Raw genomic sequence first — 13,023 nt, forward strand, 5'->3', positions numbered from 1 at the left:
TCAAAAGCAGCTCAAAGGATTATTAAATGGCAACTGAAACCAAGATTAACCGCAGCGACTTACAGTTTTTCCCATCGGAACGCCTCACAGACAATGACGATGGCGGTGGTATGCCGCTTGGCACACCTATTAGCGGTGAGGCGAATGAGCTGTTTAATCCCATCTCAGGCATTGCTCGCGTCAACGGCGGGTTTTACTCACGCCTTGTATATGCAGGCGTACTACGTGCTGATGACGAGCCATTGATCGGCTCGTTTGCAGCAATCACAAAGCCACCATCTGATGAGACGGTCAGCTATCTATTGTCGCGTGCGAACAAGTTTGGTGAGCTGCGTCATGAGTCTCTTGACCGCATTGAGGCATACAACGTGGCAACTATTGAGTCGCGGATGCTACTGCTATCGACACAATCACAAAACAGTCGTCTGATCCAAGCCTATCAGCGCGTCGGTGAGCCGCTGCCATTGGTTGGTGATGTCTATTGTCTGCGCCAGGACAAGGCAGGTTTCCCTAAAGTTGAGCAATACATACAGGTTACTCGTGTCACGTCTGAGGATCGTACCTTTACCGCACAAGACAACAGTAAAAAAGAATTTACGCGCACAGTCGTCAAGATGGAAATCAGCAGTCAACTAGAAGCTGACTTTGTCGGTAGTGATTATCCAGCTGAGAGCTATATTGATAACCCGTGCAAAATCCGTGAGACCAGCGTTGCTGATGCCGCGCAGTATTACGGGGTTAAGCCGCTGGCCGCAGCCATTGCCAAGGACAGTCAAACGCTGAAAATCCCAAGCCTGATGGAGAAAATCGTACCGACCAATCAGATTGAAACTTTTTTGACCAACTTAACGGCTGCTGGGCAACGTCAAACCTTGCTTGATGGTGCTAAGGCAGGCAATGATGGCGTGGTTACATTGGCTGTCAATAAATCACATAGTGCTGGCAGCACCACGTCGATATATTTAGGCAATGCTGCTGTGCCTAATACCGTATTTATCTCCAATAATGGTGGTTTAATCGCTGACAACGGTGGCACGTTGATGCAAGGGGATGTCGCTGTCGGTACGATTAATTATAGCGCTGGTGAGATACTTATCAATGCGACCAACTACACGGGCTATATCAATTCAGTATCGTTCCGCCCTGCTGGTAGCGAGCTGCAAGTTGCAGATACTGCACGCGAAGAAGTTACGATCAATAATCGCGGCAGCAGCTGGACAAAAAATATCAATCCGCCACCCGCGCCAGGCAGTCTTATCGTCAGCTACCGTGCCCAAGGCCGCTGGTACGAGTTGCGTGATGATGGTACAGGTGTGCTACGCGGGGCATCAGCTGCTCATGGCTCAGGTAACGTTAACTTTGTGACTGGTGGCGTACAGATGAGCACGGGTGAGTTGCCCGACGTGGGTAGCGCAATCATCTACTCATGGGGTACACGCGCTCGCTACTTTAACCGCTCAGATGCTGTGCCAACGGCAAAGATGGTGCTACAACTGTCGCAAGCAGCAGTACCTGCGTCGATATCTATTGGATGGAATGATGGCACGGCAAAAACTGCGGTGTCTGATGCACGCGGTAATATCACAGGCAGTTGGACAGGTAAATACAACAAAGACACCCGTCAAATCCTCATTGATACTGGCGCTAACTTCAACCATCCTGCTGGTAAATTAGACATCACTGTGAGTTATAGCACCGGCACAGCAAGTGATTTTAATATCACGTTATCAGCGATTGACAGCAACGGTGACACAACATTTACCGCGCCTGATTTTTTACCAAACACTTTGTCTATCCGTTATCAGACGGTATTGCCAAGTGGTTACACTGAATCGATTAACGGCTATATCGACAGCACGGTACGTGATGATGGCGTTGGCAACTTACTCAATGATGCTAACGTGATTGTGGGCACTATCGACTACGAGACAGGACAAGGACGATTCAATCCCGCTATCACTCGTCGTCTGGCAAAAGCGATATATTCACCTAGTAACTTAGTGCTCGTCGCAAATGGCGGCGCATTTGGCAACGGTGGCGGCTCTGGCGGCGGTGTCTATATGCAAAACTATTTTTTGTCAGGTTATGAGTATGCAGAGATTGAATGTTCGCTATCGACGGCTGGCACCACTCGTGCCGATGCTTCAGCTTTTGATGCTACTGCTGCGACTACTATCACTGAGCAGCTCAGTAGTGGCAATATTGATATAGACTTATTGCCAGCTTACGCTGAAATCGTTACACCGTCGAGTGTGAATTTTAGCTATGCGGGTAAAAACTACTTTGACAAAAACGGTAGCATCTATACCGATTTAGATCCCAAAACAGGTGCGGCCACGCTTGCGGGTAGTGTCGATTATCAAGCGGCGCATGTAACTCTGACACAATGGCAATGGACGGATGGCGCAAAGCCCGCGCTCAAATCTTTAGCGACTAGCTTAAACGGCAATCCAGTCGATTCCGTGACATTCCGCACGCCATCCGCACCCATCCGTCCAGGTAGCTTAGAGGTGCGAGCCACAACGCTAGACGGCGTTAATCTCAGCGCCAAAGCCGACCTGTCTGGTAAGTTAGACGCGCCAGGTGTCAAAGGTTTTGTCGATGCTGAGTATGGCTTGGGGCAAGTGCAGTTTGGTAGTTGGATGACAGCAGCTGGCAACGAGTCAGAGCCTTGGTATAACGCCGATGCGGTCAATGCTGATGGCAAAATATGGCGACCAGAGCACGTATTCGCCAATACCATCACTTACGATACGCGCTCGTACAGCTATCTACCGATTGATAGCAACGTCGTCAAAATTGATACGGTACGCTTACCACAAGATGGCCGCATCCCGATTTTCCGTCGCGGCGACACGATCATCATCGGCAACCGCCAAACGACTGATATTGGTAGTGCTCACACAGGCGGTCAGACTGTCACGCTACCACGCACAGACGTCACACGTATCGCTGTCGTGGATGCGGACGATAAGCAAATCAATGCTGAGCTGTGGGACTACGACCTTGCAGCGGGGACGATTACATGGCGTACGCCGCTTGATTTGTCTGACTATAAAATGCCGTTGAAAGTGATGCACGCACAAGAAGAACGCAACCGCATCCGCGAAGCTGATATCGACGGCACACTATCACTCATCTTTGCTAATCGTCGCAGCTATCCAATCGCCGATACATACGTGTCTAGCGTGTTGATCGGTGGTGATTTGCAAGTGCGCGTCTCAGTGCCATTTACGCAAAAATCGTGGAATAACGTCTGGCTTGATACACCCGTAGGCGATCAGCTGCTCAACAAGCTCAATCTTAAAGACTTTCCCATGATCTTGACTGATGATGGTGCAATTAAAGAGCGCTGGATGATTAAGATGACGGGCACGAATCAGTTTGAGCTATACGGCGAGACGCTGGGTTTCGTCAAGCGTGGTGATACGTTGACCGACCTCGCCCCACTTAATCCCGCCACAGGTAAGCCTTATTTTACGTTACCAAAACAAGCTTTCGGTGCCGATGCGCCGTGGGCTAATCAAGACATTATCCGCTTTAATACATGGGGCACGCTGCTACCAATACTGGTGCTGTGCGCTGTGCAACCAAACCCAAACCCACCGACAGGCACTGATGGTTATACGATGTGTCTGTACGGTGACACGACAGAAATGACAGTTTAAGGAGAGAGAGATGAGTTTATTAACACCAGAGCGTGTGCCGGTTAAAGTTTATAAATGGGATGACGCGAATGCGCCGTTACTTGATAAGAGTCCTAGCTGTTTGGCAGTAATCTTTAAAGCTTGTCTAGTTACAGGTTACGGTACTAAAGAGCCTGCGGGATGGACAATGCCTTTCGAGGATGCATCGGCAGGAATTAAGGTGCTACGCCCAGAGGTTAGTCCGCATACTGATTTTTATGTGCGGGTGTCAGCGGACACAGGCGTAATGATGACAACTCAAGTGTATTTAAATATGACTGATGCAAATATAGGTGATTTAAAACTACAATGCGCCACACCCTTCAAGTATGCGACTGGAAACTCAACTGGCAAATGGTTATTAGTAGCGTCGACTCGTGGATTTTGGTTTTTTAGTGAACAGCGTTACGGTGGCGAAGCTGATAAAACAGGCGGTTATATGTTTGTGGGCGATGTTATACCCGCCGTCCAATCTGCTAGAGCTGTTTACTTGCAGCACACAGGTGGCACAAACGCAGAGCCTTCGCACTCCAACGTTACTGGACATTATGCAGGTAATTTACGTCTAGACGCTCAAGCATTTGTCTACGGTAAATTATTAGATGGTACAACTGTTACGACAGATATACTTTTAAAGAGTGGCGCGAATGGCCAAACAGCGCTCACTGATAACGCACATCTGAGTGATGTCTTTCTGACTGCGAATAAGAAATTGTATTTGATACCAGGGTTGCTATTACCTTTCAATGGTGCGGCTGAAAAAAACCTCACAGTTAAAGATGTCGTTTCTAACACTACCTCAAAATGTATTGTTTTTGCTACAAGCGGAAATAACAACGACAATGCTTATGTCGCTATTGATGGTTGGGTTTACTAATGCATATCTACTACGGAGTTGCTAAGCCTGGTTATATCGCAGGCGCTAACGACGGCATTGTTACGGTGCAAAACAAGCCTGCTGCTCGCTCAATCCTGCTATTTGATGCCACGACAATGCAAGTCGAGAAAAATATTGTATCAATCGAAAATGGTCACTATATATTTATGGATCTTGATCCTGACAAGCGTTATCTAGTCATGGTACGCGACTACAAAAAAGAGTATGAGCCATTTGTATGGGATTACGTCCAGCCTGCTGACGATTTAACCATCGCGGAGCAGCAAGCACTGTATGCATCTTGGCAAACTTAAACTAAACTGAGGTAATTATGTCTAACTCGTTACCTCTTTTACTTGAGCGTGCGATAAGTAGCTCGCGGCGCTCTAATGCGCTAGAGCTACCGCTTGACCGCAAGCTTGGTGAGTTGTCGCGCTATACATACGTTTACGGTAATGCACTACCACTCCGCATGGAGCGCAGGATTAGCGAGCAGCCATTGCCTAGCGCTTTAACACTGGCAATGACCAATCCGCGTGGTGTGCTGATGCCGCCGCGTTACGTTACCCCAAACGTGCTACCGTTACCGCTGTCTGTATTGATATCTGAGCAACCAGCATCTAACGTCCTGCCGCTAGGTATGACACGTAAGCTCGGTACGATATTTGGTACGCCAGTTGTACCAATTGATCCGCCCGTTGATCCTACCGACCCAACTGATCCAGTCGATCCAGAGCCGCCGCTTGAGTATGCACTACCGATGACGGCATTGGCTGCGAGTATTAGCAATGTCATTACGGGTGTGCGTGGCATTAATCAATGTCGTGACTGGCATCATAACGGGCGTGATGTAGCTAATGACCGTACTGTCACGCGTACAGACGTCGTCAACATTGCACAGCGCTACGCCATGCAGATGCGCGGACTGATACCGATCGCTAATGATGCGTTTACGCTCACATCACAAGTATTTGAGTTAGCACGCGACGCACGTATTAGCTATATCGCGTTTATACCGATATACAATGAGCGTCAATTTAAACATAGCTCAACAGTCGGCTATACGAGGTGTGTTAAGGCGCACAGTACAAAGGTATTGCACCATCGCACCTGCAAGACGCTACCGCTCGACCCAGCGGTTAATTTTGCAACTAGCGCAGGTCATAAAGTACATGGCGTTGGTATTGATAGATGCCAAAGCATTAAAGTGCAACACGCTGTCCAAGTGCCAGATCGCTATTACCCAATCCCGATACTGCCGCCTGTTAAGCCGCCTAACGTCTGCCGCATTAGACCGCCAAGCAGCGAGTTACCGCTACGTATGTCACGGCAGCGACGCGGATTATTATCAAGCAATTTACCGCTGTCGATGACGTGTTGGCATGATGATCCACCGCAGGCAATACCCAATTTAAGGAGTTATATCGTGCATAACATCATTACGGCCAATGTCGGCGGTATAGCTATTGACCCGCTGTCATTTGGTATCAAAACGGATATGGATGGCTATTATTGGCAAGGCAATATCACTATCACTGCCAAAGATTACGCTAAGATCAAAGCAAAGCTTGACGTACCGCGCGGATCAGAGCCGATGATTAATGTGACAGTAAACGGCTTCCCGTTGAGCTTTATAGCAGAGGATCAGCAGCGCAGTCGTCAGTTTGCACAGCAGACGTACAGCTTGAGCGGACGATCAATCACAGCGCGTCTGGGTGCAGACTATGCGGTTTCGCAAGGTGGATTAATTGACCAGGCAAGCTACGTCAGTCAAATTGCAGCGCAGCAGCTTAATGGACTGTCTATCAGCATTTTGGACTGGGATATCAATGATTGGTTAGTCCCAGCCGCCGCTTACAGTGTAGCAGGTAAGACGCCCATTGCTGTATTAGCAGACATTGCCAAGGCAGCTGGTGGATTCCTTACAAGCCATCCTAGTGAGCCTACGGTGTCGTTAAAGCCCCGCTGGAAAGTCGCAGCGTGGGACATGACAACTGCTACGCCTGATGTGATAGTACCAGCAGACGTTATCAGACAGATAAATGACCAAAAGCGTGTCAATCCACGCTACAACACCGTGCGACTCAATAGCGCAAGCGATGGCGCGGAGGTTTATAGACAAACGCAAGGACGTGACGCTGAAGCATCGACACAAGACCATCCGCTTTACACTGATAGAGACGTAATGTTACCCGCAGGCACTGCTATACTCTCTGACAGTGGCACACACGGCGACTATACGCTAAAGCTACGATGGGCAGACAAATATAACCTACCGCTTGCACAGCTAGGCGAGATATGGCAATTCAACGACCCAGAGGGCGCATGGCGTGGCGTGATTACTGGTGTTAGCGTCGATGTCGATCAAGACAACGATGCGCCTACAGTGTGGCAGTCAATCAGCGTCGATCGTTATTTGGACGCATAGGAGCTATAGATGAATCTATTAAGTCAGTTTGACCAATTGTTCAGTCGTACTGAGCGAGGCACTGCTCTCGTGACAGGACAGCGTGGCGGTGGCAAGTTAGTGGCTCAGACTGAATCAGGAGCGACTATATTGCTTGATGGAGAGATGGAGACAGGTAAGAAGGTCTATTATGACCGAGTGAGCAGCAAGGTACTAGGCGAAGCACCTAATGTCACTTACGCAGAATATCCCGTTTAATGAGCGTTTAAAGGCTGCTAAACTATAAGCATTTAATTGTACATATCTATGTACAATTAAATGCTTTTTACGTTTTACGTCATGCACAATTAAATGCGTATTTATGCACAACTAATCGCCGTTTTACAATGATCACAGTCAGAAAATGAAGGATATTCAGTGATAATCATAAAGGATATATTTTCTACAAGTTTATAGGCTGCTTCTGTATACCACCACTCAATACCAAACCCACCAAAACTAAACGGATTGGTTCTCCCTGCGGAAAACTGTTCCATACCAAGCTTTTTATCTTCAGGTTCATTTAGGAGAATGTTCTTGGTAAGGGCAATAACTTGACCAACTAATTTTTTCATTACACGAATACCCTTTTGGAATGAGAATAATCTAACGTCTCACTAAGAGGCGAAAAATGGTTGGCTAAAATTAACAAAAAAGGGAAAACCAACTGTTTTTTCGTCCTTATTTGACACTTTATTAAACCACAATCTCCGTCACCACCTCAGTTTTTACCGAGTTCGCGATAAAGCATGGCTCATGCGCCTGATGATGCATTTTTTCCAGCTGCTCTATGGTCGGCTGCTTATCACCCGAAAATGCAACCTGCAGTTTTAATATCACTTTAGTCATTAAGATTTTACCATCGCTGTCTTTTTCCATAGTGCCTACCGCATTGTCTATGTATGAATCAATCACATATTTTCTTTTTGCGGCAATAGATAAAAAGAATAGCATATGACAGCTTGAAAGAGAGGCAACCAAAGCTTCTTCAGGATCTACATTTTCCTCAACAGAATAAGGCACCGGAACAACGTGAGGAGAAGACGATGCTTGCACGACGACACCCCCATCAAAAACCCATTCGTGCTCTCGGCTATATTTATTATCAATATAGCTTTCTTGGCTGTCTCTCACCCAGTTGATTTTGGTAAAATACTCTGACATTTGAACTCCGCGTTGCAAATAGCCTAAAATTTTAGTATTTATGCGACACACAGTTTTTGTTACATCACCGCTTATTGGGCTAAAGCGCTATCTGCTTGATGTATCAAGACTACAACCATATTCTTTAGGAACTAAGTCATCTTGGCGCTCATCTGTCTGTTCAGGCCAAGGACCTTTAAGGTCGAAGCAGAGTCTGGCGGTCGCCTCGTGTTCGATGCAGAAGACGCAAAATTCATGGCAGAAGCCAAAGCAAAAGGCGACACTATGATAGACATTCCCGATCCATTAAATGACCCACAATGGAAAGGCCCATTAGAAGCGGATACTAAAAAATACCTAAACGATGTCGCAGCATTAGGTTTAGACCCTCAAGCTGTCTATGAAAAAGCCAAAGAAGCGAGCGCGGCTTGTAAGGTTTAAACGACATTACTCATTTAGGAAAGTAAATCGTGAAAGCCGCTATGAAATGGGGAGTGCTGTTTGCTTTGACCAATGATCTTGATGAATAATGAGTTAATAACAGTCTGGTTCATTGAAAAATTATTAAACTTTTTTAATCACTAATGCATCTAATATACCTATATAAAAAGGGGCGACTTATCTTAAGTCGCCCCTTTTTATGTCTCATCACTTCTAGTCGCTTAAAACCTTTCAAATCCATGCAGAAATTACCATTCCTCTCGTATCATAGCTACGAATTTAGATGAAGTTCAGTAAGTATCATCTCTAGAGTGTTGCTAGCCTGCCGACCTTTCGCAAAAAGCTCTTAAGATTGCATTAATGGTTCAGTACCTATTAGAAAAAGTCACCTTTCTTTAACTTTCATAAAAGTACGTAACGCTATAACTCGCTATTATCTACTTATTCAATAGAACGACGTTCAATTCAGATACCTTCAACCATTAAATAAACACGCTTACTTATAATTAGCCTAAAAGGACCTTACTATGAAAAACTTCAACATGAAAAAAATCGCTATCAGCTCACTATTGGCCGTATCTACTTGCTTTGCTATGATCGGTCCAGCAAATGCTGCACAACAAGTTGTCGTAGTAAAAGACAAACATCAAACAAAACAAGCTGTCGTCGTGAAGGCAAAGCCCAAAGCGAAACAAGTGGTCGTAGCAAAAGCAAAACCTAAAGCCAAAAAAGTAATCGTCGTTAAAGATAAACATCCAGCACAAAAAGTGGTCGTTGTGAAATCAAGATAAACCAAGCAAGACTGATACCCTATACAGCTTATGTAGAACCCGTTATATTAAGCAGAGAACACCACTACCTCATCGTCTTCCTGCCATGGCTGAAACTTAGTCATGGCTTGTACAAATAACGGGTGTTCCAACCAGTGTTGTAGCCACAGCTGTAGCTTGGGATAAGGCAATTCATAAAAAATATCACGATCTACATGGGCAAACTGGCGAACGAACGGCATGATACCAATATCAGCAACCGTCACGTTATTACCTAGTAGATACGTATTCTTAGTCAATAACGCTTCTAAATCCTGCAGAAAAACTTCACCCTGTTGCCGGTACTCTGTCTGAGTCATCTCAGGGTGACGATCGGAATATTTGTAGCGATCGAGCCACTGCTTAAACTCATTGTCGTTTTGTGCTATCAGTGCATTGGCCTGAGATACAACGTTTCCATCCAGCAGACCCTGAGGATCGTTTTGCTCAAGCGCCCACATCATGATCTCCGCACTCTCTTCAATGACAGATCCATTTGAAAGCTGTAACACAGGCACCGTGCCTTTTGGACTAATCGCTAGCATCTGCTCTGGCTTATTCTTCAGCGTGATTTCTCGTAGCTCTACTGGCAACTCGGCGAATATTAGACCGAGACGAGCGCGCATAGCATAAGGACAGCGACGAAAAGAATATAAGCGAGGCAACGAGGTGTTCATAGATTCCTCCATAGTTGAATAGGAATTAAGCAATAGGTAAAAAGCAAACAAACAAAAATTAGCAGACGCAAACCTACTGACATTAATAGTTATTAAGGCGCTGTTTAATAGGTGACAGACTTATAATTGGCCATAGTTTCTACTAATGACTGTGGTAGATAAGCATCTTTCAGGTGCGCGTGCGGATAATGCTGCTCAATCCATGATTGATAGTTATAGACAGTTAGCGTACCACAATATAATAAATATAAAACCTGAACGGCGATGCTACGTGACAACCCCATTACGCAATGAAAATTAATAAGTGTGATGAGGCTAACCTTTACCTGACTATTTTCTACCTGACTACCCTCTACCAAATTCTCATTATTAGCGGTTATCGGTTGTGTCTCTGCTGATTGTATCAACGCTTCAATTTGTTGAAATAGATCAATGTAGTCTTGGAGCAATACATCATTTAATGGCTGCAAATCCAACAAAGGCAAATACAAATAATGAACTGTCGTACTCACGCTGCTATTAGCAGCTATTTTAAGATTATGAGCGTGGCTAGATATCTCAGCAGCCAAATCAACAACAATAATTTGATAGCGAACTGTAGGCCGATTGCTTTCTGGCGAACTCGGCAATTCTAATGAGCTGGAGCCAAATAACCAATACGTTAAATAACTACTTAGATCCGTCTGCATCAAGCGAGCTGAAGCAACAACTTTGACCTTGTCATTAATAGCATACGGCGTGAGTGGATACTTTTGACTTTTGGAGAAAACTTTAAAATACCACTGCCCTAAAAGTGACATGCCATTATAAATAATAATGATTGGCGCAAACTTAATCCAAGTATGTAAGGTCAGTCGACCGCTACTGGATTTTTGAAACCAGCGTATATCCTGTATTGGCTTGACCTGTTGATAGGCACCAGCCAACATCGTAAAGCTGATTAACCAATATGAAGCAATAATAATGGCTAAATCTTCTGCAACTTCAGACGCTATCATACTCATATTAGCAAAGTAAAACCCTGCTACCGCTATCAATAAGAATCCTATTACTCCTAGTGTCAGATGCTTGATTACCAGTGTATTACGGATTCGATTTGAGAGTATCAGCACCAACACTGCCAACACTGCCCCGCCAAACATATCTAACAAATGATGTTGATACGTCAACACTGTCGACAGGGCAATCAATGCACATATGCCAGTCAGCAACAATCGATAAGCCGCTAAAATCCATCTCTTTTTAGACGCTACAACATCCCATAATGATACGCCAAGCAACATGGCATAACTGACATGCAATGATGGCAGCTGATTGAATGGCTTGTCCAACAATTGCAAAAACTGGTAACCAAACTGCGTCCAATCATCAGGTATCGATCGATTGAATGAGAAACGAGCGGGATAGAAATAGAAAATCAAACAGGCAACAATGGTCGTCAAAATTAAGCGGTAGGTCAATAAAGATAATTGCGTAGACGTCCGCACTAAGAAAAAACTAGCCACAAATAAAATCAACGACCAGCTATAAGGAACGATCATAGCGGGAATGAAAGGAATCATACTGTCAAATGGCGTGGCAAGATTATGAATTTGCGATGGGTAGAGTGTATGTAAAGATACGCTATAAACAGTCGTCAAATTATAGAGCAAATAAAATATCGATAACGCAAGACCTAGGTGCTTGAATCGATTTAAATTTGATGGAGTTTGCAACACCTAGTACCTCATTTGAATATTGAATAAACATTTCAAAAAACTTTGGCAATATAATCATAGTTAAAGTTGTCATAATAGCAACTTATTGTTGGCTAAAAACTGCCCAAACCCATTGGAAATACAGTGGTTTTGAACTTATACTTGACTATTTTCCGGACTTAGAAGGATTTGAGAAATGCAGTTTTTGAAGATGATAAGTCAGCAGTTGAGTCGATTTACGGCATTGGTTATTATTTTAGCGGCCGCAGTGACATTTATAGAGCCTGCGACTTTTTCTTGGGTGACAGGTGATACCCAAGTCATCGTTCTAGGTGTCATTATGCTCGCAATGGGTATGACACTAGGTAAAGAAGACTATAAGGTGTTGGCCCAGCGCCCGCTTGATATTTTTATCGGTTCAATTATCCAATATACCATTATGCCGATTTTAGCGATTAGCGTGGCCAGATTGTTTGATTTATCGCCTGGGCTGACACTGGGTCTAGTATTGGTTGGTACTTGTCCTGGTGGTGTGTCTTCAAACATTATGAGCTACCTTGCCAAAGGTGATGTGGCGTTTTCGGTAGGTATGACCACCGTATCGACCATCATTGCACCGTTAGTGACGCCACTTTGGCTCAATTATTTGGTTGGTCAGTCTGTAGAAATGGATGGCTGGGGTATGTTCCGCTTTATGCTATTAGTGACATTGTTGCCAGTCGCTATCGGCTCTATGTTAAACATACTATTTCAAAACAAACACTGGTTTAATGATGTACGTGCAGTGATGCCAGGCGTGGCCGTATTAGCTTTCGCCGCTATCGTCGGTGGCGTTGCCGCTGTATTTGGTGATCAGTTCTTGCGGTCAGGGCTAGTCGTTATCTTGGCCATCGCGGTACACAATATCGTCGGTTATATATTGGGTTACTACTCAGGTGCCTTATTTGGTATGAGTAAACCCAAAAAACGCACCATATCTATCGAGGTTGGCGTACAAAATGCAGGGTTGGCCACGGGCTTAAGTACGAAGTTTTTCCCTGGCAATGCAGAGTCCGCCATCGCTGCCGCCGTCGCTTGTATTTGGCACTCTGTTTCTGGCTCTATATTGGCCAATATCTTCGCTTGGTGGGATAAGCGTCAGGAAGCGAAAAATCCTACCGTCATCGAGACTGAAGAGACCATGGAGCTTGGTAAACCAATCAGAAATCATTAGTACTAATAAAGATAATACTAAGCTAGGTAATACT

Annotated in this window: 11 protein-coding genes and 1 pseudogene; 8 read left to right on the forward strand and 4 right to left on the reverse strand. The window is 45.1% G+C overall.

Annotated elements, in window-relative coordinates:
* Positions 1 to 26: 26 nt before the first annotated feature.
* The 5 genes from ACTXGF_RS21355 to ACTXGF_RS21375 are packed head-to-tail and all read left to right on the forward strand — an operon-like array spanning position 27 to position 7,228.
* Positions 27 to 3,668: a hypothetical protein gene (locus ACTXGF_RS21355; RefSeq protein WP_443534879.1), complete on the forward strand. Its 3,642-nt coding sequence runs from the start codon at positions 27 to 29 to the stop codon at positions 3,666 to 3,668.
* Between the two features lie 10 nt (positions 3,669 to 3,678).
* Positions 3,679 to 4,563, forward strand: coding sequence for a hypothetical protein (locus tag ACTXGF_RS21360; protein WP_443534881.1), 885 nt, complete (start codon positions 3,679 to 3,681; stop codon positions 4,561 to 4,563).
* Complete coding sequence (locus tag ACTXGF_RS21365; protein WP_443534883.1) at positions 4,563 to 4,877, forward strand: hypothetical protein; 315 nt, start codon at positions 4,563 to 4,565, stop codon at positions 4,875 to 4,877. The genes ACTXGF_RS21360 and ACTXGF_RS21365 overlap by 1 nt, the downstream gene beginning before the upstream one ends.
* A gap of 17 nt (positions 4,878 to 4,894) precedes the next feature.
* Entirely contained in the window at positions 4,895 to 6,991 is a 2,097-nt protein-coding gene (locus ACTXGF_RS21370) for a hypothetical protein (protein ID WP_443534885.1), read from the forward strand.
* Between the two features lie 9 nt (positions 6,992 to 7,000).
* Positions 7,001 to 7,228: a hypothetical protein gene (locus tag ACTXGF_RS21375; RefSeq protein WP_443534886.1), complete on the forward strand. Its 228-nt coding sequence runs from the start codon at positions 7,001 to 7,003 to the stop codon at positions 7,226 to 7,228.
* Between the two features lie 101 nt (positions 7,229 to 7,329).
* On the opposite strand, the gene ACTXGF_RS21380 is transcribed toward ACTXGF_RS21375, so the two are convergent.
* Complete coding sequence (locus ACTXGF_RS21380) at positions 7,330 to 7,584, reverse strand: hypothetical protein (RefSeq protein WP_443534888.1); 255 nt, start codon at positions 7,582 to 7,584, stop codon at positions 7,330 to 7,332.
* A 121-nt stretch (positions 7,585 to 7,705) separates the two neighbouring features.
* A complete protein-coding gene (locus ACTXGF_RS21385; RefSeq protein WP_443534890.1) occupies positions 7,706 to 8,173 on the reverse strand; it encodes an OsmC family protein in 468 nt (155 codons plus the stop codon).
* A 210-nt stretch (positions 8,174 to 8,383) separates the two neighbouring features.
* Between ACTXGF_RS21385 and ACTXGF_RS21390 the strand changes: the two are divergent.
* Together ACTXGF_RS21390 and ACTXGF_RS21395 are read left to right on the forward strand one after the other, a co-directional pair.
* Positions 8,384 to 8,593 (forward strand): annotated as a pseudogene (locus ACTXGF_RS21390) (TRAP transporter substrate-binding protein); the annotation flags it as partial.
* Positions 8,594 to 9,120: 527 nt separating this feature from the next.
* Positions 9,121 to 9,384, forward strand: a complete 264-nt coding sequence (locus ACTXGF_RS21395) for a hypothetical protein (RefSeq protein WP_443534892.1) — start codon at positions 9,121 to 9,123, stop codon at positions 9,382 to 9,384.
* Positions 9,385 to 9,431: 47 nt separating this feature from the next.
* On the opposite strand, the gene ACTXGF_RS21400 is transcribed toward ACTXGF_RS21395, so the two are convergent.
* Positions 9,432 to 10,079: a glutathione S-transferase gene (locus ACTXGF_RS21400; RefSeq protein WP_443534893.1), complete on the reverse strand. Its 648-nt coding sequence runs from the start codon at positions 10,077 to 10,079 to the stop codon at positions 9,432 to 9,434.
* 104 nt (positions 10,080 to 10,183) lie between these two features.
* Entirely contained in the window at positions 10,184 to 11,641 is a 1,458-nt protein-coding gene (locus ACTXGF_RS21405; RefSeq protein WP_522885864.1) for a phosphatase PAP2 family protein, read from the reverse strand.
* A 331-nt stretch (positions 11,642 to 11,972) separates the two neighbouring features.
* Here ACTXGF_RS21405 and ACTXGF_RS21410 point away from each other — a divergent pair, with 331 nt between their 5' ends.
* Positions 11,973 to 12,989, forward strand: coding sequence for a bile acid:sodium symporter family protein (locus tag ACTXGF_RS21410; protein WP_443534897.1), 1,017 nt, complete (start codon positions 11,973 to 11,975; stop codon positions 12,987 to 12,989).
* Positions 12,990 to 13,023 lie beyond the last annotated feature (34 nt).

The sequence above is a fragment of the Psychrobacter sp. 1Y6 genome (genome assembly GCF_052258385.2).
In the GTDB taxonomy this organism is placed as follows: domain Bacteria; phylum Pseudomonadota; class Gammaproteobacteria; order Pseudomonadales; family Moraxellaceae; genus Psychrobacter.

What these genes read in the sequence shown, in the direction of transcription:
- ACTXGF_RS21355 (WP_443534879.1), top strand. Translation starts at nt 27, where the DNA reads ATGGCAACTGAAACCAAGATTAACCGCAGCGACTTACAGTTTTTCCCA.
- ACTXGF_RS21360 (WP_443534881.1), top strand. Translation starts at nt 3,679, where the DNA reads ATGAGTTTATTAACACCAGAGCGTGTGCCGGTTAAAGTTTATAAATGG.
- ACTXGF_RS21365 (WP_443534883.1), top strand. Translation starts at nt 4,563, where the DNA reads ATGCATATCTACTACGGAGTTGCTAAGCCTGGTTATATCGCAGGCGCT.
- ACTXGF_RS21370 (WP_443534885.1), top strand. Translation starts at nt 4,895, where the DNA reads ATGTCTAACTCGTTACCTCTTTTACTTGAGCGTGCGATAAGTAGCTCG.
- ACTXGF_RS21375 (WP_443534886.1), top strand. Translation starts at nt 7,001, where the DNA reads ATGAATCTATTAAGTCAGTTTGACCAATTGTTCAGTCGTACTGAGCGA.
- ACTXGF_RS21380 (WP_443534888.1), bottom strand. Translation starts at nt 7,584, where the DNA reads ATGAAAAAATTAGTTGGTCAAGTTATTGCCCTTACCAAGAACATTCTC.
- ACTXGF_RS21385 (WP_443534890.1), bottom strand. Translation starts at nt 8,173, where the DNA reads ATGTCAGAGTATTTTACCAAAATCAACTGGGTGAGAGACAGCCAAGAA.
- ACTXGF_RS21395 (WP_443534892.1), top strand. Translation starts at nt 9,121, where the DNA reads ATGAAAAACTTCAACATGAAAAAAATCGCTATCAGCTCACTATTGGCC.
- ACTXGF_RS21400 (WP_443534893.1), bottom strand. Translation starts at nt 10,079, where the DNA reads ATGAACACCTCGTTGCCTCGCTTATATTCTTTTCGTCGCTGTCCTTAT.
- ACTXGF_RS21405 (WP_522885864.1), bottom strand. Translation starts at nt 11,641, where the DNA reads ATGATTCCTTTCATTCCCGCTATGATCGTTCCTTATAGCTGGTCGTTG.
- ACTXGF_RS21410 (WP_443534897.1), top strand. Translation starts at nt 11,973, where the DNA reads ATGCAGTTTTTGAAGATGATAAGTCAGCAGTTGAGTCGATTTACGGCA.